At 59.8% G+C, this 26,258-nt stretch carries 26 protein-coding genes and 3 pseudogenes; 22 read left to right on the forward strand and 7 right to left on the reverse strand.

Features of this window, described 5'->3' with window-relative positions; all coding sequences use genetic code 11:
* Nucleotides 1-264: 264 nt before the first annotated feature.
* The 3 genes from pcaF to DEM25_RS09930 are packed head-to-tail and all read right to left on the reverse strand — an operon-like array spanning nucleotide 265 to nucleotide 2,869.
* Entirely contained in the window at nucleotides 265-1,467 is a 1,203-nt protein-coding gene (gene pcaF, locus DEM25_RS09920) for a 3-oxoadipyl-CoA thiolase (protein ID WP_109766504.1), read from the reverse strand.
* An 11-nt stretch (nucleotides 1,468-1,478) separates the two neighbouring features.
* Complete coding sequence (locus tag DEM25_RS09925) at nucleotides 1,479-2,165, reverse strand: 3-oxoacid CoA-transferase subunit B (RefSeq protein WP_120222708.1); 687 nt, start codon at nucleotides 2,163-2,165, stop codon at nucleotides 1,479-1,481.
* On the reverse strand, nucleotides 2,162-2,869 hold the full coding sequence (locus DEM25_RS09930; RefSeq protein WP_109769275.1) for a 3-oxoacid CoA-transferase subunit A: 708 nt from the start codon (nucleotides 2,867-2,869) through the stop codon (nucleotides 2,162-2,164). The genes DEM25_RS09925 and DEM25_RS09930 overlap by 4 nt, the downstream gene beginning before the upstream one ends.
* Nucleotides 2,870-2,987: 118 nt before the next feature.
* Here DEM25_RS09930 and DEM25_RS09935 point away from each other — a divergent pair, with 118 nt between their 5' ends.
* The 8 genes and pseudogenes from DEM25_RS09935 to DEM25_RS09970 all read left to right on the forward strand — a co-directional run bounded on the left by DEM25_RS09935 (nucleotide 2,988) and on the right by DEM25_RS09970 (nucleotide 11,393).
* Nucleotides 2,988-3,743 carry an IclR family transcriptional regulator gene (locus tag DEM25_RS09935; RefSeq protein ID WP_196780345.1) on the forward strand — a complete coding sequence of 252 codons (756 nt, stop codon included), beginning with the start codon at nucleotides 2,988-2,990 and terminating at the stop codon, nucleotides 3,741-3,743.
* Nucleotides 3,744-4,100: 357 nt separating this feature from the next.
* Nucleotides 4,101-4,556 (forward strand): annotated as a pseudogene (locus tag DEM25_RS18185) (DUF932 domain-containing protein); the annotation flags it as partial.
* Nucleotides 4,546-4,824 (forward strand): annotated as a pseudogene (locus DEM25_RS09945) (ATP-binding protein); the annotation flags it as partial. The pseudogenes DEM25_RS18185 and DEM25_RS09945, both read left to right, overlap by 11 nt.
* Before the next feature lie 598 nt (nucleotides 4,825-5,422).
* The gene (locus DEM25_RS09950; protein WP_109769277.1) at nucleotides 5,423-6,172 is read left to right on the forward strand and encodes a glutamine amidotransferase; all 750 of its coding nucleotides are present in this window, start codon (nucleotides 5,423-5,425) and stop codon (nucleotides 6,170-6,172) included.
* A 267-nt stretch (nucleotides 6,173-6,439) separates the two neighbouring features.
* Nucleotides 6,440-8,062 carry a flavin-containing monooxygenase gene (locus tag DEM25_RS09955; protein ID WP_158585236.1) on the forward strand — a complete coding sequence of 541 codons (1,623 nt, stop codon included), beginning with the start codon at nucleotides 6,440-6,442 and terminating at the stop codon, nucleotides 8,060-8,062.
* Nucleotides 8,063-8,194: 132 nt separating this feature from the next.
* On the forward strand, nucleotides 8,195-9,568 hold the full coding sequence (locus DEM25_RS09960; RefSeq protein WP_109769279.1) for a glutamine synthetase family protein: 1,374 nt from the start codon (nucleotides 8,195-8,197) through the stop codon (nucleotides 9,566-9,568).
* A gap of 46 nt (nucleotides 9,569-9,614) precedes the next feature.
* The gene (locus tag DEM25_RS09965) at nucleotides 9,615-10,382 is read left to right on the forward strand and encodes an SDR family NAD(P)-dependent oxidoreductase (RefSeq protein WP_109769280.1); all 768 of its coding nucleotides are present in this window, start codon (nucleotides 9,615-9,617) and stop codon (nucleotides 10,380-10,382) included.
* A 48-nt stretch (nucleotides 10,383-10,430) separates the two neighbouring features.
* The gene (locus DEM25_RS09970) at nucleotides 10,431-11,393 is read left to right on the forward strand and encodes an alpha/beta hydrolase (RefSeq protein WP_158585237.1); all 963 of its coding nucleotides are present in this window, start codon (nucleotides 10,431-10,433) and stop codon (nucleotides 11,391-11,393) included.
* Between the two features lie 33 nt (nucleotides 11,394-11,426).
* Here DEM25_RS09970 and DEM25_RS09975 read toward each other — a convergent pair whose 3' ends face one another.
* The gene (locus DEM25_RS09975; protein WP_120222709.1) at nucleotides 11,427-12,059 is read right to left on the reverse strand and encodes a FadR/GntR family transcriptional regulator; all 633 of its coding nucleotides are present in this window, start codon (nucleotides 12,057-12,059) and stop codon (nucleotides 11,427-11,429) included.
* Between the two features lie 270 nt (nucleotides 12,060-12,329).
* Nucleotides 12,330-13,103 (reverse strand): SDR family NAD(P)-dependent oxidoreductase, encoded by a 774-nt coding sequence (locus DEM25_RS09985; RefSeq protein ID WP_109769283.1) that lies wholly within the window; start codon nucleotides 13,101-13,103, stop codon nucleotides 12,330-12,332.
* Between the two features lie 107 nt (nucleotides 13,104-13,210).
* Between DEM25_RS09985 and DEM25_RS09990 the strand changes: the two genes are divergently transcribed.
* The 9 genes from DEM25_RS09990 to DEM25_RS10030 all read left to right on the forward strand — a co-directional run bounded on the left by DEM25_RS09990 (nucleotide 13,211) and on the right by DEM25_RS10030 (nucleotide 22,030).
* The gene (locus tag DEM25_RS09990) at nucleotides 13,211-13,972 is read left to right on the forward strand and encodes an SDR family NAD(P)-dependent oxidoreductase (protein WP_109769284.1); all 762 of its coding nucleotides are present in this window, start codon (nucleotides 13,211-13,213) and stop codon (nucleotides 13,970-13,972) included.
* A gap of 230 nt (nucleotides 13,973-14,202) precedes the next feature.
* Nucleotides 14,203-14,886 (forward strand): ABC transporter ATP-binding protein, encoded by a 684-nt coding sequence (locus DEM25_RS09995; protein ID WP_281004536.1) that lies wholly within the window; start codon nucleotides 14,203-14,205, stop codon nucleotides 14,884-14,886.
* 20 nt (nucleotides 14,887-14,906) lie between these two features.
* The gene (locus DEM25_RS10000; protein ID WP_109769285.1) at nucleotides 14,907-16,076 is read left to right on the forward strand and encodes an ABC transporter substrate-binding protein; all 1,170 of its coding nucleotides are present in this window, start codon (nucleotides 14,907-14,909) and stop codon (nucleotides 16,074-16,076) included.
* On the forward strand, nucleotides 16,076-16,789 hold the full coding sequence (locus DEM25_RS10005; protein WP_109769286.1) for an ABC transporter ATP-binding protein: 714 nt from the start codon (nucleotides 16,076-16,078) through the stop codon (nucleotides 16,787-16,789). The genes DEM25_RS10000 and DEM25_RS10005 overlap by 1 nt, the downstream gene beginning before the upstream one ends.
* Nucleotides 16,790-16,794: 5 nt before the next feature.
* Nucleotides 16,795-17,694: a branched-chain amino acid ABC transporter permease gene (locus tag DEM25_RS10010; RefSeq protein ID WP_109769287.1), complete on the forward strand. Its 900-nt coding sequence runs from the start codon at nucleotides 16,795-16,797 to the stop codon at nucleotides 17,692-17,694.
* On the forward strand, nucleotides 17,691-18,752 hold the full coding sequence (locus tag DEM25_RS10015; protein WP_109769288.1) for a branched-chain amino acid ABC transporter permease: 1,062 nt from the start codon (nucleotides 17,691-17,693) through the stop codon (nucleotides 18,750-18,752). The genes DEM25_RS10010 and DEM25_RS10015 overlap by 4 nt, the downstream gene beginning before the upstream one ends.
* On the forward strand, nucleotides 18,749-19,834 hold the full coding sequence (locus DEM25_RS10020; protein WP_109769289.1) for a hypothetical protein: 1,086 nt from the start codon (nucleotides 18,749-18,751) through the stop codon (nucleotides 19,832-19,834). Before DEM25_RS10015 ends, DEM25_RS10020 begins: the two co-directional genes overlap by 4 nt.
* Before the next feature lie 39 nt (nucleotides 19,835-19,873).
* Entirely contained in the window at nucleotides 19,874-21,235 is a 1,362-nt protein-coding gene (locus tag DEM25_RS10025; RefSeq protein WP_109769290.1) for a glutamine synthetase family protein, read from the forward strand.
* A 51-nt stretch (nucleotides 21,236-21,286) separates the two neighbouring features.
* Nucleotides 21,287-22,030 carry a creatininase family protein gene (locus tag DEM25_RS10030; protein ID WP_109769291.1) on the forward strand — a complete coding sequence of 248 codons (744 nt, stop codon included), beginning with the start codon at nucleotides 21,287-21,289 and terminating at the stop codon, nucleotides 22,028-22,030.
* A 175-nt stretch (nucleotides 22,031-22,205) separates the two neighbouring features.
* Here the strand turns inward: DEM25_RS10030 and DEM25_RS10035 are convergent, their stop codons facing one another.
* Nucleotides 22,206-23,168, reverse strand: a complete 963-nt coding sequence (locus tag DEM25_RS10035; protein ID WP_245412857.1) for an IS3 family transposase — start codon at nucleotides 23,166-23,168, stop codon at nucleotides 22,206-22,208.
* Nucleotides 23,051-23,317, reverse strand: a complete 267-nt coding sequence (tnpA, locus tag DEM25_RS18190) for an IS66 family insertion sequence element accessory protein TnpA (RefSeq protein WP_245412854.1) — start codon at nucleotides 23,315-23,317, stop codon at nucleotides 23,051-23,053. Before tnpA ends, DEM25_RS10035 begins: the two co-directional genes overlap by 118 nt.
* A gap of 161 nt (nucleotides 23,318-23,478) precedes the next feature.
* Here tnpA and DEM25_RS17790 point away from each other — a divergent pair, with 161 nt between their 5' ends.
* The 5 genes and pseudogenes from DEM25_RS17790 to DEM25_RS10050 all read left to right on the forward strand — a co-directional run bounded on the left by DEM25_RS17790 (nucleotide 23,479) and on the right by DEM25_RS10050 (nucleotide 26,121).
* Complete coding sequence (locus DEM25_RS17790) at nucleotides 23,479-23,652, forward strand: hypothetical protein (protein WP_158585238.1); 174 nt, start codon at nucleotides 23,479-23,481, stop codon at nucleotides 23,650-23,652.
* Nucleotides 23,653-23,669: 17 nt separating this feature from the next.
* The gene (locus DEM25_RS10040) at nucleotides 23,670-24,011 is read left to right on the forward strand and encodes a hypothetical protein (RefSeq protein ID WP_147393305.1); all 342 of its coding nucleotides are present in this window, start codon (nucleotides 23,670-23,672) and stop codon (nucleotides 24,009-24,011) included.
* Nucleotides 24,012-24,151: 140 nt separating this feature from the next.
* Nucleotides 24,152-24,475, forward strand: a pseudogene (locus DEM25_RS18550) (recombinase family protein); the annotation flags it as partial.
* Nucleotides 24,464-25,681, forward strand: a complete 1,218-nt coding sequence (locus DEM25_RS10045; protein ID WP_342633474.1) for a recombinase zinc beta ribbon domain-containing protein — start codon at nucleotides 24,464-24,466, stop codon at nucleotides 25,679-25,681. The pseudogene DEM25_RS18550 and the gene DEM25_RS10045, both read left to right, overlap by 12 nt.
* Complete coding sequence (locus DEM25_RS10050) at nucleotides 25,678-26,121, forward strand: plasmid mobilization protein (RefSeq protein WP_109769295.1); 444 nt, start codon at nucleotides 25,678-25,680, stop codon at nucleotides 26,119-26,121. The genes DEM25_RS10045 and DEM25_RS10050 overlap by 4 nt, the downstream gene beginning before the upstream one ends.
* The last annotated feature ends 137 nt before the right edge of the window (nucleotides 26,122-26,258 follow it).

Here is a 26,258-nt window from a genome sequence, read left to right on the forward strand (position 1 = left end):
CTGCATCTGGTATGGCCTCGTAGTTTTTTGTGCACGCGATTTGAGAGCCAATTGGCGCGCATGTCGAAGCAGGCGAAGCGGTGCGTCATTTTTCCTGGGCAGATGTTTTAATATAGTAAAGAAATGATGCTTCGAACGAAACAGTGTCCCTTTACCTAGCTGATTGATGGAATAATGCCTCTAGCGTTCATAATGAAGAGACTATGCAGAAAGGCGCCAGAAATTCATAAAAAATGATGTAATACTTCTGAATAATGCAAGATATCATACGGCGGCGAGCGCAATGGCTATGCCCTGGCCGACGCCGATGCACATGGTGGCCAGTGCGCGCCTGCCGCCGCGCATCTGCATTTCGAGCGCCGCCGTCCCGGTGATCCGCGCGCCCGACATGCCGAGCGGATGACCGAGCGCGATCGCCCCGCCATTCGGATTGACGTGATCCGCGTCCTCGGCAATGCCCAGATCGCGCAGGACCGCGATGCCTTGGCTGGCAAAGGCCTCGTTCAGTTCGATCACGTCTAAATCCTGCGGCGTCCAGCCGATGCGGGCGCACAGCTTCTTCGTCGCAGGCGCCGGGCCGATGCCCATGATCCGCGGCGGAACGCCCGCCGTCGCCCCGCCGACGATGCGCGCGATCGGCGTCAGCCCGTATTTCTTCATCGCTGCCTCCGAGGCGATGACCAGCGCCGCCGCGCCGTCATTGACGCCGGACGCATTGCCCGCGGTCACGCTGCCATTCTCACGGAACGGCGTGCGCAACCTGGCAAGCGCCTCCATCGAGGTCTCGCGCGGATGCTCGTCCGTATCGACGATCACCGGGGCACCCTTGCGCTGCGGGATCGTCACCGGCGTGATCTCTTTCGCCAGCCGGCCGTTCTTTTGCGCCGCTGCGGCCTTGGCCTGCGAACGCAACGAGAAGGCGTCCTGATCCTCGCGCGTGACCTTGAAGTCCTCGGCGACGTTCTCGCCGGTCTCCGGCATCGAGTCGACGCCGTACTGCTTCTTCATCAGCGGGTTGACGAAGCGCCAGCCGATGGTCGTGTCGTAGATCTCGGCCTTGCGCGAAAACGCCGTGTCGGCCTTGGGCACAACGAAGGGTGCGCGGCTCATGCTTTCCACGCCGCCTGCGATCGCAATCTCGATCTCGCCTGCCTTGATGGCCCGCGCCGCCATGATGACGGCGTCCATGCCCGAGCCGCACAGGCGGTTGATCGTCGTGCCCGAAACGCTGACCGGCAGGCCCGCGAGCAGCGAACTCATGCGCGCGACATTGCGGTTGTCCTCGCCGGCCTGGTTGGCGCAGCCGTAATAGACCTCGTCGACGGCTTCCCAGTCGATGCCGCGATTGCGTTCCGTCAACGCCTTGATCGGGATCGCGCCAAGGTCGTCCGCGCGGACCGGGGAGAGCACACCACCGAAACGGCCGATCGGCGTGCGGATGTAGTCACAGATGTAAGCGTCGGGCATGACATCGTCCTTCAGAGTTCCGGCACGGCGAGGTCCGCGACATCACCGTGGATTTTCAGCTCAGCGCCGGTCACCGACTGAAGATCCTCGAATGACAATTGCGGCAGCCTCTCCCGCAGAACGAAGCGGCCGTCCTCGACATCGATCACCGCGAGCGAGGTGTAGACCCTGGTCACGCATCCAAGCCCCGTCAGCGGCAAGGCGCATCGCTTCAAGAGCTTCGGTTCGCCTTTCCGGGTCACGTGATCGGTGACGACAGCGACACGTTTCGCGCCATGAACCAGGTCCATTGCGCCGCCGACGGCGGGCACGCCGCCCTTGCCCGTCGACCAGTTGGCGAGATCGCCGTTCTCGGCAACCTGGTAGGCGCCGAGCACGGCAAGGTCGAGATGGCCGCCGCGCACCATGGCGAAGCTGTCCGCGTGGTGGAAGAACGCCGCACCCGGCTTGAGCGTGATCGCCTTTTTGCCGGCGTTGATCAGGTCCCAGTCTTCCTCGCCCGCCGCCGGCGCCTCGCCGAAGCCGAGCACGCCGTTTTCGGTGTGGTAGACAACGTCGCGGCCTTCCGGCTGGAACTTCGCGATCATCTCCGGAAAGCCGATGCCCAGATTGACATAGGCGCCGTCTTCCATGTCCTGCGCTGCGCGCCAGGCGATCTGCGCGCTGGACAGCTTGAGTGTATCGAGTGCGGCGCTCATGGATAAACGGCTCCCTCGCGGTTGAGGCTCTCTTCCTGTTCCGGATCGGGCACTTCCACGATGCCGTCGATGAAAATGCCCGGCGTGACAACCTGTTCGGGATCGATCTCGCCAGCCGCGACGATGCGCGTGACCTGCGCGACCGTGCGCGTGGCCGCCGTCGCCATCAGCGGATTGAAGTTGCGCGCGGCCATCCGGTAGGTGAGATTGCCGAGCGGGTCGCCCAGTTCCGCCTTGATCAGCGCGAAATCGGCCTTCAGCCAGCGTTCCTGCACGTAGTGGCGGCCTTCGAACTCGGCCACCAGCTTGCCCTCGGCGAGTTCCGTGCCGTAGCTCGTCGGGGTGTAAAAGGCGGGGATGCCCGCGCCGCCGGCGCGGATGCGCTCGGCAAGCGTCCCCTGCGGCACGATCTCCAGCTCGATCTTTCCGGCGAGATAGAGATCCGTGAATACCTTCGGATCGGCCGAACGCGGAAACGAGCAGATCATCTTCGCGACCATGCCCTGCTCGATGAGCGCAGCCAGCCCCACATGGCCGTTGCCGGCATTGTTATTGATGATCGTCAGGTTCTTCGGGCCCGCATCGATCAGGGCGTGGATCAATTCGATCGGTGCGCCGGAACCGCCGAAGCCGCCGATCATGACGGTCGTGCCGTCACCGATACCGGCGACCGCTTCGCTCGCGAAGGCGATTGTCTTGTTCATGTCGCGGATCCCTCAAACGTGGCTTCCGCGGTCGTGATCGGCGGGATAGACAGCCAAGACAAGGAAATTTGTGCGCATATTGACATTTGTTCAATAACTGCACCAGCGTGTGCGCATGGTGAACAACACCGACATAATCGCCTCCTTTGCAAAGGGATTGCGCGTTCTGGAGTGTTTTGGCGCAGAGCATCCGCGCCTGACGATCGCCGACGTGGCCGAAGCGACGGGGCTCGATCGCGCGACGGCGCGGCGGTGCCTGCTGACGCTGCACAAGTTCGGCTACGCCGAGTATGACGGCAAGTTCTTCGGTTTGACGCCACGGGTTCTCAGGCTTGGTATGGGCGCGCTGGCCGCCCTGCCCCTGCCGCAGATCGTGCAGCCCTGGCTGGACCAGTTGTCGGAACAGATCGGCCAGTCTGTCTCCACGTCCATCCTCGACGGCACCGACATCGTTTATGTCGCGCGCGCCGCCCAGCGCCGGGTCATGTCAATCGGTCTGATGCCGGGATCGCGGCTTCCCGCCCATTGCACGTCGATGGGCCGCGTGCTCCTGGCCGCACTGCCTGAAGAAGAGGCCCGCGCGGTGGTCGAAGCGTCCGATCTCACACCGCGTACGCCGTACTCCCTGACCGACCCGAAAGACATCATGGACACGATCGCCGATGTGCGGGTGAATGGATATGCCGTGATCGACCAGGAAGTTGAACTCGGTCTGCGCTCACTCGCGGTTCCAGTGTACAACGCCCGAGGCAAGGTGATTGCGGCTCTGAATACCGGGATGGCCGCGATACATTCCGAGACGAGAAAGATCGTGAACGACTACCTGCCGGCGTTGCTGAAGGTTCAGGACGGTCTGCGGCGGATGGTAAACTGATTGACGACCGTCTGCATCCACGAAGGACCTAAACCGACCAAAGAGCGAGGGCAGCAGTTCGGCAAGGACTGGAGTTGCAGTTCCCCCGGTTTGATGGACACTTTTGACTGCGATGGAAAGGGGCTCACATGCCCGGAACGAGAAACCCGTAGCCGGCGGAATTCCGGGAACAGATTGTCGAGCTTCACAGAGCTGGTCGTAGCGCTGATGACCTTGCCCGCGAGTTTAAACCGTGCGTTGCAACGATCCACGGTTGGATCAAGCAAGCCGCACGTGACGATGGCAAGCAGGCCGGCATTCTGAGTGAGCTACTCCCCGATTGTTGGACAGATTTCGGCGTAAATTAAGCTACTTTCTGCACCGCGCGCCGGCATCAATCTGCAATATGGCATCACAAACCGCCGCGCCTAGCAGGTCGAGATGCTCGAAACCGCATATGGCCGCACCGAACTGCGCGCCGTCACCAGCCCCGGACTATGGCGGCATCTACGACCACGAGATCGTCTCCGCCGCCAGTGCATCGCGGGCGACGGCGTCGGCGACACGCGCTGGAAGGTACCGGGCGTGCTCGATTGGTCGACCGGCAGCTACGATCCAATGGTCGAAGTCACCAAGGACACCACTACGCTCTACGCCTCGGACCGCGATGTCTTCCTCTTCCTGGCCGACGATCTGAATCCAATCGAGGTAGGGTTGCTGCCCGACGGCGCACCCGATCTCTTCTTCCGGGACTTTTATTGTTGGAACTCGGAGGTCGGGGCCAAGACGCTGGGTATCGCGAGCCTCTATCTCTGCGCGGTCGGCCAGAACCGCAGATCTGCTCTCCCGCCTCGACTTCCTGATCCTCGACGTGCTTGGCTATCTGCCGTTCGCCCACACCGGCGGCCAGTTGCTGTTCCAACTCATCAGCAAGGTTTACGAACGCACCTCGATCATTGTCACCACCAACCTGGCCTTGAGCGAAGGGCTCAGCGTCTTCGGTGATGCCAAGATGACCATCGTGCTCCTCGACCGTCTCACTCATCACTGCGAGATCGTCGAGCGCCGCAACGATAGCTGGCGCTTCAAGAGCCGGGCATGACCTCGATATCAGCACCAGACCGGTCGCGCGCAGATTAAAACGTTCCGCGCGCGCGGCCGGCATCATCCCGCAGGGGGTCAAAATTGCACGCCGATGAGGGGTCAACATTCGATGCCGATTGACAGTCAGACACACCGGTTGGCCGATAATCTTGATGAACACACGCCTGGGATATCCGCTATCGGCTTTGCGCTTGCAGACTGGTCTGGCGACCTTCACTCGATCTTGGTGCCTTTTCCTTCGACGCGGTTTCGGAACAAACGGTCCGAAGTCGAAGCCGCGATCGAGAACACCGCACGGCACGTCCGAAAACTGATCGACCAGAGTGCGGCAGTGCAAGCCGTTACGCCGGCGCTCACACCAACCAGACCTTGCTGGAAACGCTACTGCCCGCAGGTCCTCGGGCCGCGGCGCGACCAACGTCTTGCGCTCTGATCTCCCTGGGTTGGGGTTGCCGGCTATTGTCAAACACCGATTGATGCGGCTATAGCAATAAAGGTCTGCTGTGTAGACCTTTTAAAATTGGTGCGCTCGCCGAGCTCCCGAAGTCCGGGAGTGGCGTGAACCCGGATACATCGTGTTTGCGGGATGGGACTTGATGACTGGACAGAACGGTGGGTCGCAAGACCGTTTCTTGATCGTGAAAACGGGCAGCTTGGACGATGTTTGTGTCGATATCACGAAACGCTTCGGTGACTCTGAGCACATTTTCTCACACGCGGCCGGTATCGGGCTTTGCGACACTTCGGTCGTCGAAGTGTTCAAAGGAGAATGTCTGCCGGATGGAGTCTGTGGGTTCGCCGGGGCATTCGTAACCGGGTCCGAGGCCATGGTCTCCCATCGCTCGGTCTGGGTTGAACGTACGGCCGATTGGCTCAGAACCGCCCTTGGAAAAGGGCTTCCGCTGTTTGGGGTCTGCTTCGGCCACCAGCTTCTGGCGTACGCGCTTGGGGCACAAGTCGAACCGAACCCGGCCGGGCTGGAGATCGGTACGATTGACGTATCGTTTGTTGGCCACGAAGACGACGCGCTGTTTGGCACATTGCCCGACAAGGCGAAGTTTCATGCCATTCATCACGAGACCGTTGCCGCTCTGCCGGACGGTGTCCGGCCGTTGGCCTCGAGCGCGCTCGACAATTGCCAAGCCATTCGACTGGGTCCGTACGCGTGGGGGGTCCAGTTTCATCCAGAATACACGGCGGAGATGATGAGGGCGATCTGGTCCGCATCCGGACCTGAGATCGAGAGCGGAAAAAGCATTGATGAACTGCTTGACGACACACCGCACGGGCCCGCGCTGATGCGGCGGTTCGTGGCGTTGGCACGGTCGCGTTGCACATCCGATTGATTCCCCGCCGATCAATCTCGACACGGGGCCAACCGGTGCATGAACTCTGCGTGAGGGCTCGCTTTCGCTCGTCGCCACGCCGCTTGCCCTTGCCGTTCCGCTCGGGACTTTCTTCCCTCTCGCCCCTCCAGCATCGCGCCGCCGGAAAATTTCCTGTTGATTATGTCATAAAGGTCTATAAAACATACCTAAGGAACATTATTCCAATTGGGTGCCTCTCGTTCCGCTGTCTGGTGGCATCGCTTGAGTACTGGGATGGAGGGATGTTTGCTCCAAAAACGTGAGAAAACGATCGCGGGTGATGAGCGGCAAACCTTGGACGCTGTCGTTGTGGGGGCGGGTGCAGGAGGGCTCTACGCACTGTTGCGCTTGAAGCGGGAAGGTCGGACCGTCCGTCTGTTTGAAGCGGGTTCCGAGGTTGGCGGGACGTGGTACTGGAACAACTACCCCGGTGCGCGCGTCGATGTGCCCAGCCTGGAGTATTCCTATAGCTTCGACCGTGCGCTCCAGCAGGAGTGGGTCTGGCCCGAGCGCTATTCGGCCCAACCCCAGCTTCAGGCATATTTTTCGCATGTTGCCGACCGCTACGGGCTGCGCGATCAGATTACCTTTGAAACCAAAGTCGTCTCCGCCGAGTTCGACGAGAGTCGTTCGCTCTGGAAAGTGCGGACAGATGGAGGCGAGGTGGTTTGGGCCCGTTTCTTCATTGTCGCGACCGGTCCGCTCTCCGAGCCCATCTTTCCAAAGATCGAAGGCATGTCGACGTTCAAGGGCACCAGTGTCCATACCGGCCGCTGGAAAACGGACGGCGCCGATGTTGCTCACAAGCGCGTCGGCGTCATTGGCACCGGGTCATCCGGCGCCCAGATCGCGCCGGAACTCGCCAAGACCGCGCGCAAGCTGCACCTCCTGCAAAGGACCCCGGCCTACAGCGTGCCCTCCCAGAACAAGGTGCTCGATGCCCAGGAGATCGCCCACCTTAAGTCGAATTACGACGCAATCCGCGAACACGCGCGCGCAAACAGGTCTGCCCTTGGAATCGATGTCAATGATGTCGGTGCTTTCGAAGTCAGCGAGGACGAAAGACAAAGGATATTCGAGGAGCGATGGCAGTATGGCGGCCTGGGTTTCACGGCAGCTTTCGGAGACCTCTATCTCGACGTCGACGCCAACAAGACGGCCGCGGACTTCGTTCGGCAGAAAATCAGGGAAATCGTTGAGGATGCGGATGTCGCCGACCGACTGATGCCGGACACTCTGATCGGCGCAAAGCGGTTGTGCGTCGATAACGGGTATTTCCAGATGTTCAACCGCGATAACGTTGAATTGGTGGATCTGAGGGAGAATCCCCTTCTTGCAATCGACGAGACCGGCATTGTTACCGCTCAGGGACATATCGATCTCGACGTGATCGTCTATGCCACAGGGTTCGACGCATTCACCGGCTCAATTCTGAAGATCGATATTCGCGGGCGTGGTGGAAAGGAATTGAAGGCGGTTTGGGACAGCGGGCCGCGGACCTATCTGGGCCTGTGTGTGGCAGGCTTCCCAAACATGTTCATCGTCAACGGGCCTGGCAGTCCGGCCGGTCTTGCCAACATGGTTACCCTTGCGGAGACAGAGGTCGATTGGATCGTCGATTGCATCCAATCCATTGACAGGCAAGGGAAATCCGAAATCGAAGCAATCCAGGAGAAGCAGGACTGCTGGGGCAGGACCCTGAACGAGATGGCCGAACAAACCATCTATCCTTTGGCCAACTCTTGGTATGTCGGCGCGAACGTGCCGGGCAAACCCCGCAACTTCATGTCGCATCTGGACTATCCGGAGTATGTAAGATCCTGTCGTGCCTCCGCTGAAAGCGGGTATGCCGATTTTCGCGTCGAATAGAGCGTCGCATGCGCCCGATGGCCGCCTTCGGGTGCCGTCCAGGGTTGCCTTTCAGCCGGGAGGCTCAATGCTGATGTCCCCGAAAACCACCATGAGCGTTTTCATGTACGTCACCGAAAAGGACCTGACTTGATGGATGCAGTTGGCGTGGCAGAGTTGGAAAAGTCTCTTTCGGAAGGCGCCATTCGAACGGTTGCCTGCGCAATTCCGGACATATGGGGCAGGCTTGTAGGAAAGCGTTTGACGACGAACGGGTTCCTGGAGGCTCTGTCGGGAGCGGGTGGTGTTCACGCTTCGTCATACCTGTTTGCGTCCGACATGGAGATGGAGCCGCGGCCAGGGTTCAAGCTGACGAACTGGGATGATGGATTCAGTGATTTTATCATGCGGCCTGACCTGACAACCTTTCGCATTCTGCCGTGGCAGGATGGTACGGCATTGGTTCTCTGCGACGCCGTCGAGGAGCACACGGGCGATTTTCTTCAGATGGCGCCGCGCACGATCCTAAAAAAGCAGTTGGATCGCGCCAAAGGTCTAGGCCTGACACTCAAATGTGCGACCGAACTGGAGTTCTTCCTGTTCAGGACCGACTATGATGAGGCGTGGAAAAAGCGGTACCGCGACCTCGCGCCGACATCACGCTATCGCGCCGATTATCATCTTCTCCAGTCGACACGGGACGAGGACTTCATCGGGCTTGTGCGTGATCGATTGGCCGACGCCGGCATCGCCGTCGAGAACGCCAAGACCGAGTGGGGCCTGGGTCAGCAAGAGATCACGCTGAATTATTGCGACGCCCTGATGATGGCGGATCGGCACGCTCTGTACAAGCATTGGGTCAAGGAAGCCGCAAGCGAATTCGGCTACTCCGCAACGTTCATGGCCAAACCGTTCATAGAGGAAGTCGGCTCATCGTGCCACATCCATGCGAGTCTTTGGGATGCGAACACCGGCCAGCCGATCAGTCATGAAACCGGTGAGCCCGCGGGCATGTCGCGCCGTTTCGCGTCGTTTGTGGCTGGCATGATCCAAGGCGGTCGCGAGTACAGCTACCTGTCTGCCCCGTCGATCAATTCCTACAAGCGTTTCCAGGACGAGTCGTTTGCACCATGCCAGATGGTGCTCGGACTGGACAATCGAACCTGCGGATTTCGGCTGGTCGGCGAAGGGGCAAGCTTCCGCGTCGAATCCCGTTTGCCCGGCGCCGACGCCAATCCGTATCTGGCACTTGCCGGACTGGTATCGAGCGGTCTCGACGGTTTTGAGGCGAACCTTGCGGCGCCCGAGACATACCAAGGCAATGCCTATGAAAACCACTCGCTGCCGCGCGTGCCATCGACCATGCGAGAGGCGGTCTCGTTGTTCTCCAACGGCGAGAAGGTCCGGTCGGCCCTCGGTGCCGACGTTCACGAGCATTTGGTCAATTTTGCTGCTCAGGAGTTGCGCAGCTTCGAACAGGAGACCGTCACAGACTGGGAGATGATGCGGTATTTCGAACGCATCTGATCGTATCCCAACCTGTCCGGCGAAAGACGCTGAGGGAGTTCACACAATGACACCGGCCAAGACAGCCCTCGTAACCGGCGGAGCGGGAGGCATTGGTAGTGCGATCAATGGACGGCTCGCAGCGATGGGCTACACGGTCATCGCAGCCGACCTTGCCATCGATGCCGACAAGAACGGCCAGGTCGGCGAAACCGGCGGCACGGAAGTCTTGCTTCATCATCTTGACGTGCAAGACGCCGCAAGTGTGGATCGGTGCGTGGCGACCGCCGTGGAGATCGGCCAGGGAAGACTGGACGTGGTCGTCAACTGCCACGGTGTCGTCCGGCATACACCGATCGAGAAGATGGAAGACGCGGCAATGAGCGCTGTGTGGGAGATCAATGTCGCGGGCTCGGCTCGTGTCTGCCGCGCCGCTGTTCCTCACTTTGCGGGCAAAGGCGCGTCGATCGTCAACATCAGCAGCATTACCGCTTCACTGGGACGTCTTCCGGGCGCATCGATGTATGGCGCCAGCAAATCCGCGCTGGAGGCTTTGACCCGCTACCTTGCTTGCGAACTGGCGCATAACGCAGTCCGGGTCAATGCGATCGCTCCGGGTTTCATTTTGGCGCTTCCGCTGAGCCCGTCCATGCGCGCGATTGGCTGGGGCGGGACCGAAGACGAAGTCGTTGCCCGCCTTAGGCAGGAGATTCCGCTGGATCGCTTCGGGACATGCGAGGAGATCGCCGATGCGGTCGAATTCCTGGTCTCGGAGAAAGCGTCCTACATCACCGGCACGACCCTCATGGTCGATGGCGGCGTCGCTGCGCGCTGATCCGGAACGATCCATTTCGACACATGAAGCTTGGCACCGAGACAAATGATGACTGAACTGCACCCGAAGCTGAGGGAAATTCTCGCAACTGCGCCAAACCCCGATGCGGTCCCCGTCGAGGCGCAAGATCCGGACGAAGCGCGCGCGGAATGGAAGGCCGACATGAGGGAACTCGACGCGCCGGCGCCCGAGATGGCGGTTCTCCGCGACGTGCAGCTTACGACCGACAAGGGCGTTCTTGCAGCGCGGGTTTATGTTCCCGACGATCTTCTGGGAGATGCGCTGCCGTGCCTTGTCTATTTTCACGGCGGAGGCTTCATTCGCGGCGATATCGAAACCCATGACAGCATTTGCCGGGTATTGGCAAAGAATGCGGCAGTCATGGTCATCTCGATTGCCTACCGTCTGGCGCCTGAACACCGGTTTCCCGCAGCGCTTGACGATGCGTATGCGGCATTGGAGGCAATCGTGAAACACGTCGGGGATTTCGGCATCGATCCCACTCGCATCGCCGTGGGCGGCGACAGCGCGGGAGGCAATCTGGCAGCCGCTGTCTGCCTTGCAGCGCGTGATCGCGGAGGGCCTTCGATCAAGGCGCAGCTTCTCATCTATCCGGTCACCGATCTCGTCGGCGAACCAGACTCCAAGCGCCTTTATTCGAACGGTTTTCTCCTCGACAGCATGCCGTTCTACATCTCGAGCTACCTTGGGCCCGATGGAGATGGGCACGATCCTCTTGCATCACCCCTTCGTGCCGAGACGCTCGCCAATCTTCCGGATGCTGTTGTACTGACTGCGGGATTTGATCCGCTGCGCGATGAGGGCGACACCTATGCCGCGCGACTGACAGACGCGGGAAACCGCGTTACGCATCTGACATATCCAGACATGATCCACGGTTTCGTCTCGTTGCGCGGCTTGTTGCCGGAAGCCGACCAGGCGCTCGTCCGGATGGCGACCGAACTCGGCGGCCTTCTTGGCCAAGCGCCAGAACGAACCCCGTTGCGGTGAAGCCGGCTCGGTTTTGACACTGCCCCAGCGCTTTTAGTCGTTAGATAATTCGGCGTTCGGTGGCAGCAGGTTTCGAAGGCTCTTTCTCGTCGCTGCGATATGAAGGCTCATTTCCTTTTCAGCCCTGTCGGCGTCCTGGTCCCGAATGGCAGCGTAGATGGTTTCGTGATGGGCGTTGGCTCGATCTTCAAGGCGTTTGAACACACGTCCAATCGGCATGAACATCGCGGCATGCGCATCGCCGACCGCCTTGCCGATAAGCTTGTTGCCCGCAGCATGCGCAATGGTGAGGTGAAATTCCGCGTCGGCGGCGAGGAACTGGGAAATGTTTGATACATCCTCCCGTTTGGCCTTTTGGGCACAAAGCCCTGACATCGTACCCAACAGTTCCGCCAGACAGTCGAGATGTGATTGCGTGCGCCGCCCGCAAGCGAGCCGTGCGGCAAAACATTCGTTGGCGGTTCGGAAGTCGAGAATTTCGTAGATCAGCCGGAGTTGCGTCCGCAGGTAGGCGCCCATCTCCGCTGAACCGAGGCTGGGAGGGCGCATGACGACCAGGCNCGGAAAGTTCTCGCTCGGGCGGCAACTTGTCGCCGGGCAAAAACCGGCCGAGCGCGATAGCACGCCGAATGTTGTCGGCGGCAACTTCATATGCCGCAGCAGCATGCACCGATTCAATTGTCCGAGCGCGTGCGTTTAATTGGTCGACCGCCGAATTGTCTTGCAAGTCTATTCCCCGATTGATTTCGACATGATGATGCCGATCTGATATCGCAAAAATCTGGCAAAGGTCTAGCCAATCATTGTTTGCGCCGGCCAGCTATCGAAGATGTCAGCGCGAAGCGTTCAGTGCACCGCGCGGAGCCCCACCATCTGTTGCGATTAAACAGCTATTGGTATATGTTTCATACCAATAAGAACTATATGTCCGCCTGATCAGTCTGGCGGAGTGAGGTAGGCGTTGACCATTCCGCCATCCACGGGAAGCACATGTGCGGTGATATAGCGCGCATCGTCGGACGCCAGAAACGCCACTGCGGCTGCGACGTCGCCCGGTGTTGCCATTCGGCCCATCGGTATGTGCAGGCGACGAAGTTCCCAGGCAGCGGTGTCGTCCACCAACTGCTCCGACATGGCGGTTGCTGTCAGACCCGGAGCGACGGCGTTGACCCGAATGTTTCGGCGGGCAAGTGCGACGCCCATCTCGCGGGTTATCGAAATCACCCCGCCCTTGCTGGCGGTATAGGCAATTTGGCTTGGGTAGGAGCCGAGGAGCCCGACAATCGACGCCACGTTGACAATCGCGCCACCGCTGGCTTCCAAGGCCGGCACCGCGGCCTGACACGCAAGGAAGACGCCCTTCAAATTGATGTCGAGCGTCGAGTCCCAAGCCGTCTGCGACGTATCGTCGATCGAGCCATCCTGAGGGTGAACGATGCCTGCATTGTTAACGAGGATATCGATGCCACCAAACGCATCCTCCACTCGTTCTATCAGGCTTCCGACCGAGGCCGGATCCGCCATGTCGGTCTCGACAACAACCGCTTTGCCTTCGCTGGCCAGAATTTTGTCGGCGATCGATTGAGCGTTGGCCACGTCGCGATCGGCGATGGCAACCGCACAGCCTTCATCGGCAAGGCGTTGGGTGATGGCTGCACCGATTCCGGCGCCACCGCCGGTGATAATGGCTCTCCTGCCTGCCAGTCTCATGTCTTTGCATCCTCTTTCTGTCTGTAAGGGCGGACCAACTGTGCCGGTCTCAATCGAACGTCGGCCGATCTGAAGAAGCCGATCCCGACATTGAAAAGGAAGAAACCATGGCTCGTTTTGACGGAAAGGTGGCGTTCGTCACCGGCTCGGCAGGTGGAATAGGTCTCGCGGTCGCAAGCGCCCTTGCGCTTGAGGGGGCGTGCGTTGAGGCCGTGGACATCAAGCGACCCAAGCCGGGCGAATTCGAAGGAGCGCTGAACTTCCGGCAGTGCGATATCACGGACGATCGCGACGTTCGCGATGTGGTCGAACAGGTCGGCCGTCAGCATGGAAGGCTCGACATCGTCGTCAACTGCGCTGGAATTTGCCTGTTCGAGCGGGACGGATCCATTAGCGTCTCCAACGACGATGTGCTCAATCGCACCCTGGACGTGAATCTGCGCGGTGTCATTCGCGTCATCCGTGCCGCCATTCCTCTTCTCAAAGTGTCCGGCGGCGGATCCATGGTGCATGTTGCGAGCGTCGTCGGCATCCGCAACATGGAAAACATTCTGGAAGGGGGTCCATCGGACGCTTACCAGGTTTCCAAAGCGGCGCTGGTGTCGCTGTCCCGTTCGCTTGCCATGCAGTTTGCGGCGGATGGAATCCGGTCGAACACCGTGTGCCCCGGGGCCGTTCAGACTCCCATGACCGGCGATATCTACGCTGACGAAAGACGGGTCCGAATGATGGAGGGCCGAACGCCTCTTGGACGCATCGCAACACCGCAAGACATTGCGAACGCTGCGCTTTTTCTTTCGTCGGACGAGGCAAACTTCATCACGGGCATCGACCTGCCAGTCGATGGCGGGCTGCTTGCGAAGCTCTAGGAATCGGGGCTGATCCAAAAACACGGTTGACATATATCATAAAGGTCTAAAAACTGAACCAAAAGCAAGGCCATCGGCATTCTTTGGCTTCTGGACCCAAGGCAGGTTTGGCAACAGTGCGAATCGCAGAGCCCTCAAATGGCGAAAGCCTTGGTCCGCGATCTGGCGGGAAGAAGCTCATCGTTTCGCGAGTTTGCAAGAGTTTTTCCGGCCTTGAGGTGCTGCGTGACGTGTCTTTGAGGTGCGATGAGGGCGAGATTGTCGGGTTGATCGGCCCGAACGGTGCCGGAAAGTCCACACTCATCAACGCGATCACCGCACTCATGCCTGTCAACTCGGGTGAAGTGGTGATCAACGGGTTGCGCGTCAGCAACACGACGCCCCAGTTCGGGGCGATGTCGGGCTTGGGACGGACCTTCCAGAACATCAGGCTCTTCAAGCGTCTGACGGTTCGGCAGAATGTCGAGGTCGCCCACACGTCGGCCCTGCGAGACAAGCCGGGCGAAGCTGCCGCAATCGATCTTGACGACTTGTTGGCCCAGTTTGATCTTTCGGCTTTCGCCGATTGGCGCGCAGGGTCGCTTCCCTACGGAAGCCAGCGCCGGCTCGAAATTGTGCGTGCATTGGCGCTGGCGCCGGATTTCCTGCTTCTCGACGAGCCCGCGGCGGGGATGAATGCCGGCGAGACATCGGCACTGATCGATGCGGTGCGGCAGTCGAGCAAAGCGTTTGGCTGCGGCGTGCTCGTAATCGACCACGATCTCCGGTTCATCATGACGCTGTGCAACCGCATCTATGTTCTGGATGCGGGACAGATAATTGCGTCGGGAACGCCGGAAGAGGTGCGCAACGATCCTCAGGTCATCGAGGTCTATATCGGCCACCCAAAAAACCAGCCGACCCAGGACCACTAATTTCAGCGGAGGAGACCGAAATGTCTAATGGAAAACTGCCTTGTAAAACGTGTGGATTTCTAGTTGCGCTCTTGGCGGGCTCGGCATTGGTCGCGCCAACGGCGTCGAGTGCGGAAGGGCTCACCATCGGGTATGCCGCAGCGGTCACCGGCGGTCTTGCACCCTATGACAGTCCCGATGGCGTCAGTTGTCGCGTTGACCAGATAAACGATGCTGGTGGCATCAATGGCGAGGCCGTCGAGCTGATCATCCGAGACACAAAAAGCGACCCCGTTGCTGCCTCAAATGTGACGCGGGAACTGCTCGACCTTGGAGCCGACGTGCTTTTGGGGCCGCCAACCGACGACGGCCTCATTCCCATGGGGCAGATGGCCATGGCGCAGGGGGTTCCGGTATTGGCGGTGGGCGCGACCCAGCCGGCCTTTCCCGTTGCCTCTCCCGACAACGGTTTTCTGGTGCCCTACGGTGACAACGCCGCGGCAGCCGCTGCGGCCGAGCATGCCTACGCTTCGGGGCATCGCAATGCTGTGCTGATGATTGCTCACGATGTGGGAGCCTATTCGTCCGTCACTCCGGAATACTTCGCACAGGCTTTCGAGCGTCTTGGCGGCGAGATCGTGGGGCGGGTGAACTACCACCACGGCCTTGCCGACTATACGCCGCAAGTTACCGAAATCCGGAACTTGTCGGGTGAGCCCGACATGATCTTTGCGGCCATTCTGGTCCCCGACGCCGGCGTCTTGGTGCGCACGCTCAAATCGGCCGGAGCGGAGTTGGCGGTGTATGGAACCGATGGCTTCGACGACCCGTCCTTTATTGAGGTGGCCGGAAGCGGCGCGTCGCTGGCCAGCTTCACGACCCACGGATTCCCCTCCGAGGGCACAAGGCTGGCGGAGTTCTACGAGGACTGCAAGGAACGGGGATACGATGTTCAGAACATCTTCTTCGGCCTGGGCGGGGAAGCGGTCGAGGTTGTCAAGACCGCGGCGGAAGCCGCCGGGTCATTCGAAGGCGCCGAGATCAAGGAGGCGATCAAGGAGATTGAGGGCATGACGGGCATCGTTGCCGACTCCATCACCTTCAAGGACCAGGGCGGAGTACCCCTCAAGAGCATGGTAATCATCCAGGTCGAAGACGGCGCCTTTGTGCCGGTCGACAGCATCGTGCCGAGCTGGATTGCCGCCCCTTGATGCTCGAAGCCTCGCACATTTCGGTTAACTACGGTCCGATCAAGGCCGTCCGGGATGTCAGTATCGACGTCGGGAGGGGCGATGTCGTCGCCCTTCTCGGTCCGAACGGTGCGGGAAAATCCAGCTTGTTGTCATCGCTTGTCGGGTTGGTGCCGAAGAACCGCGGAACGGTCGTTTTCGACAATGAAGAAGTGAGCAGGGCATCTACTGAGGACCTCATCCGACGCGGCATGTCGGTTACTCCCGAGGGTCGCCGCATATTTGGCGACCTAACTGTCGGCGAAAACCTTCGCCTTGGCGCGGCAATTCGGTCGGACAAAGACGGCATCGCCGAGGACACCGAGAAGTTTCTCGACCTGTTCCCGATACTTCGGAAGCGTTTCAATTCCGCCGCTCGCTACCTTTCGGGAGGCGAGCAACAGATGTTGGCGATCTCACGCTCTCTGATGTCACGACCCAAGCTCTTGATGCTTGACGAGCCGTCGCTTGGTCTCGCCCCTCGAATCGTGGACCAGATTTTCGAGTTTCTCGTAACGCTGCGGCAATGGGGGCTGACGTTGCTTATTGTCGAGCAGAACGCCAGCGAGGTCCTCGAAATCGCGGATCGCGCCTACGTTCTTTCAACCGGGTCGATTGTCTTCTCCGGCACCGCGAACGAACTGAGCAATTCCGGCGGTGTCATGGAATTGTATCTCGGACTGGAAGGACACTAGCCGCCATGGACTATTTTCTTCAGCAGGCGCTTAACGCGCTTAGCCTCGGTGGCGAATATGCACTTCTGGCGCTCGGCCTCGCCATCGTTTTCAGTGTCATGGGACTGGTGAATTTCGCTCATGGCGAGCTGATCACGGTCGGCGGCTATGCAATGTTTTTGGCCGTCCTGATTTTTGGCGTGAAGGACCCGCTCCTGATCCTGCCCGTCGGCGTCTTGGCGGCCATTTTTTTTGCTGTCCTTCTGGAACGTGTTGCCTTTCGGCCAGTGCGCGCCGCGCCGCCGACCACAGGCATGCTGATGGCGTTCGGGATCAGCATCATTCTCCAGAACTCGGCGTTGATATTTGTCGGCACGCGCCCGAAAGCGGTGCCGACGGCGGAGTGGCTCATGCTTGACGTCAACATCGGCTCGCTTCGTATGCCGGTCGTTCAGTTGCTCGAGGCCGGTGTCACAATTGGCGCCATCACGCTTCTGGTCGTCTTCATGCGCAACACAACGATCGGAATCGCCATGCGTGCGGCGGCTAAGGATTTCAGCACGGTCCGTCTGATGGGAATAAGGGCAGATCGGGTCGTCAGGACCGCATTCGCGATATCGGGACTGCTTGCCGGATTGGCGGCGGTCTTCATCATGGCCCGGCGCGGTGCGGTCGATCCGTTTATGGGGTTCACGCCGGTGCTAAAGGCGTTCGTAGCGGCTGTCGTGGGCGGTTTCGGGAGCTTGCCCGGCGCGGTCATCGGCGGATTTGCGCTCGGAATTGCGGAAGTGACGCTTCAAGCCACCCTTCCGTCTTCAGTCGCAGGGTTCCGCGATGCCTTCATTTTCAGCGCAATTGCGGTGCTCCTTTTGTTCCGCCCGCAGGGAATACTTGGAGAGCGGCCAGATTTCGGAGAAAAAACGTGACCGTAAAGAGCTCTGTTCTTCTCGGGTCGGCTGCCCTTGGTCTATTGATAGCCTTGATCGGCTTCTCCGCGTTGCTTTTCGCTGAACCATACCATCAGCGGATTGTGTTCATCTTTATGGTCAATCTAATCATCGTCCTGGGCCTGCAGGTCTTCATGGGCAACTGCGATATCACCCACTTCGGCCATATCGGCTTTATGGGAATTGCGGCTTATGCGGTCGCCGTTCTGGCAACGCCGATAGCCATCAAGAAAACCGCGTTGGCGACCGCGCCATTCGGGTTGTCGGGCATCGAACTCCCGTTGTTTTTTGCGGTTCCCGGCGCCATCGCGATAACGCTGATCGTGGCGTTTTTCGTGGGCCTGGTCATGGTGCGTCAGACCGGAGTCCCGGCAACCATCGCAACCTTGGCATTTCTGGTGGTCGTCCACGTTGTGTTGCTCAACTGGGTGGATCTGACGCGCGGACCGCGCGCCTTTTACGGCATACCGATCAAAGCGTCGTTGTCGACCGCAACGGCAATCGCCGTGGTCGGTGTGCTCATCGCACGGATGTTCAGGGACTCGCGCTGGGGTGTCCAATTGCGCGCGTCCAGCGAGGACGCGGCCGCGGCAGCGGCCGTGGGCGTTCGCATGCAGCGGCTGCGCTTTGCCGCATGGATGCTGAGCGCGCTCTTTCTTTCGGTCGCCGGGGTCCTTTTCGCCCTTTTCGTCGGAACGATCAGTCCGAAGAGCTTTTACTTCGAACTGACGTTTCTGACGCTCGCCATGTTGATCATTGGCGGTATGCATAGCGTGACCGGCGCGGTGGTTGGCGCGATTGTGGTCGCGCTCGGCCTTGAGGTGACACGTTTTGTGGAGAACGGCCCTGATATCGCCGGTTTTGAGCTGCCCCAGATGTTCGGCCTCACGGGCTTCTATCTCGGTGCTGTCATTGTGTTTGGAATGGCTTTCCGATCAGAGGGAATAGTCGGCCCCCAGGAAATCGAGGAATGGTGGGGGTCCCGGCAACAGGGCAAACAGTCCGATGCCGGTTCAAGTGAAGCGCCGAACCCATGAAGGCTGGTACCGGACCTCTCGTATGGCATGAAGGCACTGGATATGAGATCAGGGCCGGGAGTTACGCCGATCATGCGACATCGACCTATACGCTGGCCGAACGCGCGATAGCTGACGGTCGTTTCGGCGATGCGGCCGAACTGGCCCAATATACCATTCGCGAAGCGCTGGAGGCATTCGAGCTGTTCACGCAGTGGACGGGCGAAATCCCGAACTATATGCTCCACGACGGTGTTTCCGCTGACGATCTGGCCGAGGACGAAAAACGGATCGGGCGGTTGCTGGCATGTGAAAATGGCCAACCCTTTGATGGCGCTGCCGGCTGGGATCAGTACAACCGACTGATTACATCGACGATCGAGGACTGCCGTGCCGGTCGGGGCGAGGCGGCGATCGCCAACCTCGAGCGGGCCCGGAACTGTTGGCGCGACACCCACGATCGGTTGTGTGATGGCGTATATGGCTGGGTCGACGCGGCCGCGCGGCGAATGGGCGAGGCCGAAATCGGAGCGTTGTGGGATTATCTCATGGCGCCGATGTACGCTCAATATGACCGTTACGACACCGATGTGAGCCCGTGGGCGCGTTCCTTCGATCTGTTGATGCAAATCGCGCTTGAAGGACTTCGCGGGCATCTTTCCGGGCCGGGCCGGAAGGGGGATCTGGAGGTCGTCGAAGAAGCGGATCGGTGGGCCATTCGGTTCAACCCGTGCGGTTCGGGCGGGCGGACGCTCCGCGATGATCCGGATACCGGCACGGGTCCAAGGGTTGAACCGCCCTTCGGCTTCGGAGTGACCTCCAAACCCCATGACTGGTCATGGAACAAGACGGGCATCTGCCTTTACTGTGTCCACTGTTGTGCCTTGAACGAACGCATGCCCACACGGCGGTTCGGATACCCGACACGCGTCATTGATCCTCCAACTTGGCCCGAGGCACGAACGGGAACGAAATGCACCTGGTACGTCTACAAGGATCCCTCCCTGGTACCGGAAGAAGTCTACCATCGGATCGGCGCTTCAAAGCCCGACGCGCGGGGAGGCCGTGCGCGGGCCAATGATCATCGCCGGTCCACCGGTTGACGTTTGCCCGCCGCGTTCAATCGAAACGGAGATCTAGCAATGAGCACCAAAGCGACGCCCGATGCGACGACGGCAATTGTCGAGGCCGGCGTCGATCTGGTTCAGATGGAACTGCCTGATGTGAACGGCGCGCTCAGGGGAAAGTTTCTCGCTGTCGAAAAGGTAAAGCCGACCTCGAAGAGCGCGGTTTGCACGGTTGTCTACCAACTCACTCCGGACGATGGCGTCTGGACGTCGGTCCACAGTTCCTATGACAATGGCTTTCCGGATGTTCTGGGCCATCCGGACATGACGACGGCTACGAAGCTGCCATGGCGGAACAACCAGGCAGCCGTCATTTACGATGTCAATCGCCGCGATGGCGAACCGTTTCCGCTGGCGTCACGCAATGTGCTGCGACGGGTGGCGGGGCTGTTCGATGAAACCGGGCTGGAGCCGCGTTTCGGGGTCGAGTTCGAGTGCTTCGTCCTGCACGCCGATCGAGAACTGATTGCGCATGGCCGGTATCATGACATGGCCGCTCTTGGAAGAATGCACAATGCCTATCGCCTGAACCAGGCGGACGAAGCCCGAGAACTCGGCGTGGAGTTCATTCGACGGATGCGGTCGATTGGGATTGGTGTGGAGGTTTTTCACACTGAACTAGGCCGTGGGGCGGTCGAGTTTGCGCTTTCCCCGGAAACCCCACTCCGGGCCGCGGACAATGCCGTGCGGGCCAAGACCTATTTTCGCGAACTTTGTGCCGAGCGCGGACTGGTGTCCACGTTCATGGCGAAATGGCATGGGGATGAGTCGGGCTGTGGGGGGCATGTGCATCAGAGCCTCTGGCGAGGCGCGGACAACATCTTTGGCGAGCCGTCAAGTGGGGATATTTCGCCGCAGGCACGGCACTATCTTGCCGGAATGCTCTGCACGATGTCCGATTGCAACGTCATGTTTCGGCCATTCGTGAACTCCTATCGCCGACTTGATCACAAGGCCTGGTCACCGGAAAACGCCTCTTGGGGCTATGACAACAGAAGTGCCGCGCTTCGCGTGATCACCTACCCGTCTGCGGAAGCGGTTCGGGTCGAGCATCGTGTCCCCGGCGCAGACGCAAATCCCTACCTGTCGCTCGCCGCCATGCTTGCGGGCGGGCATTATGGCATCGTCAATCGACTTGATCTCGCGCCCGCCGCGCTGGGCAATGCCACCGAGCGGGGTGCGTTTGAACGTCTGCCAGATTCACTGTGCGAGGCGACGGTCGCGTTCAGGGCGTCCAGCTTCTGCCGCGAGTATTTTGGCGATGAGTTCGTAACGCATTTCGCGGAATCGCGCGATGTTGAATGGCTGCATTGGTGCGAGTGGCAGAAGACGAACATCACAAGATTTGAACTCGACCGGTTGTTTGAAACCGCTTGATCATTTGCTTCCGGCTCCCGTCGAACGGAGCAACACAGAGAGAGGCGCCACATGGCCCGATGGGACAAATTGACGAGTGCCGAAATTGCCGGGCGGATAGCGGGCGGCCGCGATCTGGCTGTGCTGCCCGTCGGCGCGACCGAACAGCATGGCCACCATCTGGCGACAGGCACCGATACGTTCTCGGCCGAGTTGGTTGCCGCCCGGGCGGCGGAACGGGCCGGAGCCTTGGTCTTGCCGGCAATACCTTACGGTTGTTCGCACGGTCATACCGAGAAATGGGCCGGAACACTGTCGCTGGAACCCGCAACGCTCACGGCGCTTGTGAGCGACATCGTTCTGTGGGCGCATTTGTCTGGAATTCGGCGGTTCATGGTGCTTTCGGGGCATGCAACCAATGGTCCCCCGATCGGCAGCGCAATTCTATCGCTGCGTTACCGCCTGCCCGACGCCAGGTTCCGCTATCTCGATCTGTGGGACATTTCCGAGAGGCTGGGACAGCTTTATCGGCGTGATGCCGAGGATTTTCACGCCAACAGGGCAGAGACATCGGTTCTTCTTCATGCCGCACCGGACATGGTCCGCCCCCAGGAGATCGCCGATGTTGCGGACGTTACACCGGGGTACGTTTTTCAGTATCCGATGCCGCGTACGACCACAAACGGCGTGGTCGGTACGCCCAGTGAGGCAGATCCGGCCGATGGACGCCTGATTGTCGAGACCGCGGTCGATGATTTTACGACGCTCCTGAAAAAGGCAATGGAAGAACCGTGGCCTGACGTGAGATCAGCCTGACGGATGGCAGGGGCTTCAGCGCTTTCGGCGCGTCGACAATCCAATGCCATCTGTTAAGTCGATTACTGGCAATCGCTGAGAGTGGGTTTGCCCGGCGCTACACAGTGCCGCTCGACATCTCGAGCTTGTTGCCATTCCAAGATGGCGTTTGACCTGCTCCCCGGATTGTCCTCGCTTAGAAGTTAAGTCTGTTCCGGTTTTGGTCCTTCTCTGACCGGTTGAAGTATTCCCGCGGCGTGAGCCCGTCGAGGCTCGTGTGGGGGCGGTGATGGTTGTAGTCGTCGCGCCATGCCGCAATCAATTGGCGGGCATGGCGCAGACCGACGAAGAGGTGCTCATTCAGGCACTCGTCCCAGAGCCGCCCGTTGAAGCTCTCCACGAAGCCGTTCTGCATGGGCTTGCCCGGGGCGATGTAGTGCCACTCCACACGGCGCTCCTCCTGCCACTTCAGGATGGCGTTCGACGTCAGTTCGGTTCCGTTGTCGCTGACCACCATGCAGGGGTATCCACGGATCTCGGCAATCCGGTCCAGTTCGCGAGCCACCCTGACGCCAGAGATCGAGGTATCGACGACCGTGGCCAGGCACTCCCGGCTGAAGTCGTCGATCACGCACAGCACCCGGAACCGCCGCCCGCAGGACAACGCGTCGGACATGAAGTCGAGGCTCCAGCGCTGGTTCGGGCCCTGCGGGATCGCCATCGGTGCCCGCGTCCCGAGCGCACGCTTCCGGCCGCCGCGCCTGCGCACCGTGAGCCGCTCTTCGCGGTAGATGCGATACAGCTTCTTCCAATTCACCTCCCAGCCTTCGCGGCGGAGCAGGATGTGGAGGCGGCGGTATCCGAACCGCCGCCGTTCCGACGACAGCTCGCGCAGGCGTCGTCGCAGTGCCCCGTCGTCGCCCCGCGTCGAGCGATACCGGTAGACACGTGGATCGATCCCGACGAGCGCACAGGCGCGCCTCTGGGAATAGCCCTTCTCGGTGATGGCCCAATTCACGGCAGATCTCCTCGAACCGGGCCTCAGAAGTTTTTTCCAAGCATCTCGCGCAGCGTCGATACGTCCAGCATCGACTCCGCCAGGAGCTTCTTCAGCTTGGCGTTCTCCTCTTCGAGGGCCTTCAGCCGCTTCGCGTCCGATACTTCCATGCCGCCATACTTCGAGCGCCACTTGTAGAACGTCGGCTCGCTCACGCCGTGCTTGCGGCAGAGCTCCGCCGCGCTCAGCCCGGCCTGGTGCTCCTTCAGAATGCCAATGATCTGCTCTTCGCTGAACCTGCTGCGCTTCATCGTCCGTCTCCTCCGTCGAGGAACAGACTAACCTCAGAGTGGGGAGGTTTCAGGGGAGCAGGTCACAGGGAAACAAGCTGACATTCCATCGTGCCTGCGCGAGCCAGGCGCAGACGCTGGCAGGCGAATTGGGCGTAACCGATGTGGCCGCAAGGCGGATCATGTCGGAAGAGTTCAATGCAGCCGAAGGGTCGCAGCTCCATGAGTGGGGCAAGGAACTGGATGAACAGTTCTACCGTCCGCAGGTCGAAGCGGAGAAATCCCAACGCGAACAGACGCCGCAAGCGCGGCGGCAAAACCGCACGAGAACGCGCCAGCGCGCGCCAAGCCGATAACAGGGCGGGAACGGATGATGACAGACCACAAAGCCAAAGAAGACAAAGCGATCCCTGACGAGCCGCGTTGGCCCGCTCGCCCGACGCTCACGCTCGATGTCGCGCTGTACCAGGAGTATCTGGACGACGCTGAACTGAGCGCGGAGCAGAAGCAGGAATTCATCGAGACGCTCTGGAACATCATCCTCGCCTTTGTCGATCTTGGCTTTGGAATCGACTCCGTTCAGACTGTTCTCGATGAAGCTGAACATGGAGATGATGTTGGCGCATTGCCGACGAACTCCGGTTCGGCGTTGTCGCAAAAATTCGATCATTCAAGAGACAAAAAGGAGAAGTCCGGAAAGGCAGTCCAGCCATGAACTATGAATACGGCCCCCGACACGGTGTCACCAAGGCGGTGATTTATTGCCGCGTATCGTCCAAGGCGCAGGTGCGCCGTGGCGACGGTCTCGGATCGCAGGAAACGCGGTGCCGCCAGTAGGCGGAAAGCCGCGCCTATTCGATCGAGCAGGTCTTCACCGACGATCTGACCGGACAGAGGATCGACCGCCCCGGCGTCAACGCGCTGCTGACCTTCCTGCGCAACAACCGCAACGATCCGCACGTGGTCATTATCGATGAACTGTCGCGCTTTGCGCGCAAGGTGCCCGTCCACTTCGAACTGCGCGAGGAGATACGCCAGGCAGGCGGAATTCTCGAATGCCCGTCAATGGAGTTCAAGGACGATGCCGACAGCGAGTTCAACGAATATATACAGGCTTCGGCTGCGCAATATCAGGCGCGCAAGAACGCCGAACAAACCCTCAACCGTATGAAGGCAAGATGCTTTAACGGCTATTGGGTGTTCCAACCGCCAATCGGATACCGATACGAAAAGCAATCCGGACACGGCAAACTGCTGGTGCGCGACGAACCGAACGCCTCCATCATTCAGGAAGCATTGGAAGGCTATGCGTCGGGCAGGTTCGACACACAGGCCGAGGTGAAACGTTTCCTCGAAAGCCAGCCGGAGTTTCCGAAGGACCTGCCGAACGGGCAAATTCGTAATCAGCGGGTCAAGCACATCCTCGTCCGCTCGGTCTACGCCGGATATCTTGAAGTACCCAACTGGGACATTCCGCTCCGCGAAGCGCGGCACGTCGGACTGATCAGTCTCGAAACGCATCAAAAGATACAAGACCGTCTGACGGGCGGCGCACGCGTGCCCGCGCGCAAGGACATCAATGCCGACTTTCCGCTTCGCGGTTTCGTATTATGTGGTGACTGCCACAAACCTCTCACGGCCTGCTGGTCGAAGAGCAAGACCGGCAAACGTCACCCCTATTATCTCTGCTACAATCGGGAATGCGAAAGCCATCGCAAATCCATTCCGCGCGACCGGCTCGAAACGGACTTCGAAAAACTGCTGCGCAAACTCGGCCCCACCGAGTCGGTCTTCAAGATGGCCAGGGCCATGTTCAAGCAGGCATGGAACATTCGCCTGGGGCAGGCAGAAGAACGCCAGAAAGCAATTGGCCGCGACATCGTCAAAGCCGACCGCCAGATTGAACAGCTTGTCGATCGCATCGTCGATTCCGAGAGCGCGACCGCCGTCAAAGCCTATGAGCAACGGCTGGCGAAGCTGGAAAAGGAAAAGCTCGTTTTGAGCGAAAAACTGAAAAAAGGCACAGGGCCGAAACGCACCTTTGAGGAAATGTTCGAACTCGCCATGGGTTTCCTGTCAAACCCTTGGAATCTCTGGACTTCTGAACGTCTGGCGGACAAGAGAACCGTGCTCAAACTGGCGTTTTCGGACCGATTGGCGTACCAGCGAAATGAGGGGTTTCGAACCCCGCAAGTCTCTGTTCCGTTTGAATTTTTTCGAAATTCTACGGGAAAATGTGAAATGGCGCGCATGGAGGGAGAAGCTTCGAACGCGCTTTTCGAGGAATTGGAACGCTGGAATCACGTTCTCAGCGCCGAAGAAAACAGGCTTCCAGACGACTTGAAACAACCCCATGCGCCGATCCGCAAAGGGCCGTCGCTATGAGTGGCTCGGAAGCAAATGCGACAGCGGCCGCCGCGAAGTCGGAATTCCGGAGTGTCGTTGGTAACGGTCGCAAAAAATCCGCACCCCGCATCACGCTCCGCCTGAGCGAGGAGGAACTGAACAGACTTCAACATGCGGCGGCAGGCATGACACTCAGCGCCTATATGCGCGAACGCCTGTTCGGCAAAACGGCCACATTGCGCAAGGTGCGCAACCCATCTCCGGTGAAAGATCAGCAAGCGCTGGCCCGCGTTCTGGGTTTGCTCGGCCAGTCGGAGATGGCGACCAGTCTGCGCACGCTGGCTTATGAAGCCCGGTGCGGTGCGATCCTTCTCGATGACGTCACCTATGCAAAAATCGACGCGGCCTGCGCCCATGTCGCCAACATGCGCCATCACCTTATCGCGGCGCTTGGATTGATTGAACAGAGCAATCAATGATCCTGAAGGCTAACCAGCGCGCGGGCGGCAAGCAGCTTGCCGCTCATCTGCTCAATGCACGGGAAAATTGACCTGAGCCCCTGAACCTCCTCCAGATTTTGGTAGAGTCCGTCGATCAAAGGAGATGGACGAATGAA

Origin of the sequence: Oceaniradius stylonematis (assembly GCF_003149475.2) — a bacterium.
Classification (GTDB): Bacteria; Pseudomonadota; Alphaproteobacteria; order Rhizobiales; family Rhizobiaceae; genus Roseitalea; species Roseitalea stylonematis.

Bases quoted from the DNA above. Each gene is read 5' to 3' on its own strand.
- pcaF (WP_109766504.1), bottom strand. From the start codon at position 1,467: ATGCCCGACGCTTACATCTGTGACTACATCCGCACGCCGATCGGCCGT.
- DEM25_RS09925 (WP_120222708.1), bottom strand. From the start codon at position 2,165: ATGAGCGCCGCACTCGATACACTCAAGCTGTCCAGCGCGCAGATCGCC.
- DEM25_RS09930 (WP_109769275.1), bottom strand. From the start codon at position 2,869: ATGAACAAGACAATCGCCTTCGCGAGCGAAGCGGTCGCCGGTATCGGT.
- DEM25_RS09950 (WP_109769277.1), top strand. From the start codon at position 5,423: ATGACTGGACAGAACGGTGGGTCGCAAGACCGTTTCTTGATCGTGAAA.
- DEM25_RS09960 (WP_109769279.1), top strand. From the start codon at position 8,195: ATGGATGCAGTTGGCGTGGCAGAGTTGGAAAAGTCTCTTTCGGAAGGC.
- DEM25_RS09965 (WP_109769280.1), top strand. From the start codon at position 9,615: ATGACACCGGCCAAGACAGCCCTCGTAACCGGCGGAGCGGGAGGCATT.
- DEM25_RS09970 (WP_158585237.1), top strand. From the start codon at position 10,431: ATGACTGAACTGCACCCGAAGCTGAGGGAAATTCTCGCAACTGCGCCA.
- DEM25_RS09985 (WP_109769283.1), bottom strand. From the start codon at position 13,103: ATGAGACTGGCAGGCAGGAGAGCCATTATCACCGGCGGTGGCGCCGGA.
- DEM25_RS09990 (WP_109769284.1), top strand. From the start codon at position 13,211: ATGGCTCGTTTTGACGGAAAGGTGGCGTTCGTCACCGGCTCGGCAGGT.
- DEM25_RS10000 (WP_109769285.1), top strand. From the start codon at position 14,907: ATGTCTAATGGAAAACTGCCTTGTAAAACGTGTGGATTTCTAGTTGCG.
- DEM25_RS10005 (WP_109769286.1), top strand. From the start codon at position 16,076: ATGCTCGAAGCCTCGCACATTTCGGTTAACTACGGTCCGATCAAGGCC.
- DEM25_RS10010 (WP_109769287.1), top strand. From the start codon at position 16,795: ATGGACTATTTTCTTCAGCAGGCGCTTAACGCGCTTAGCCTCGGTGGC.
- DEM25_RS10020 (WP_109769289.1), top strand. From the start codon at position 18,749: ATGAAGGCTGGTACCGGACCTCTCGTATGGCATGAAGGCACTGGATAT.
- DEM25_RS10025 (WP_109769290.1), top strand. From the start codon at position 19,874: ATGAGCACCAAAGCGACGCCCGATGCGACGACGGCAATTGTCGAGGCC.
- DEM25_RS10030 (WP_109769291.1), top strand. From the start codon at position 21,287: ATGGCCCGATGGGACAAATTGACGAGTGCCGAAATTGCCGGGCGGATA.
- tnpA (WP_245412854.1), bottom strand. From the start codon at position 23,317: ATGAAGCGCAGCAGGTTCAGCGAAGAGCAGATCATTGGCATTCTGAAG.
- DEM25_RS17790 (WP_158585238.1), top strand. From the start codon at position 23,479: ATGTCGGAAGAGTTCAATGCAGCCGAAGGGTCGCAGCTCCATGAGTGG.
- DEM25_RS10040 (WP_147393305.1), top strand. From the start codon at position 23,670: ATGACAGACCACAAAGCCAAAGAAGACAAAGCGATCCCTGACGAGCCG.
- DEM25_RS10045 (WP_342633474.1), top strand. From the start codon at position 24,464: ATGAAGGCAAGATGCTTTAACGGCTATTGGGTGTTCCAACCGCCAATC.
- DEM25_RS10050 (WP_109769295.1), top strand. From the start codon at position 25,678: ATGAGTGGCTCGGAAGCAAATGCGACAGCGGCCGCCGCGAAGTCGGAA.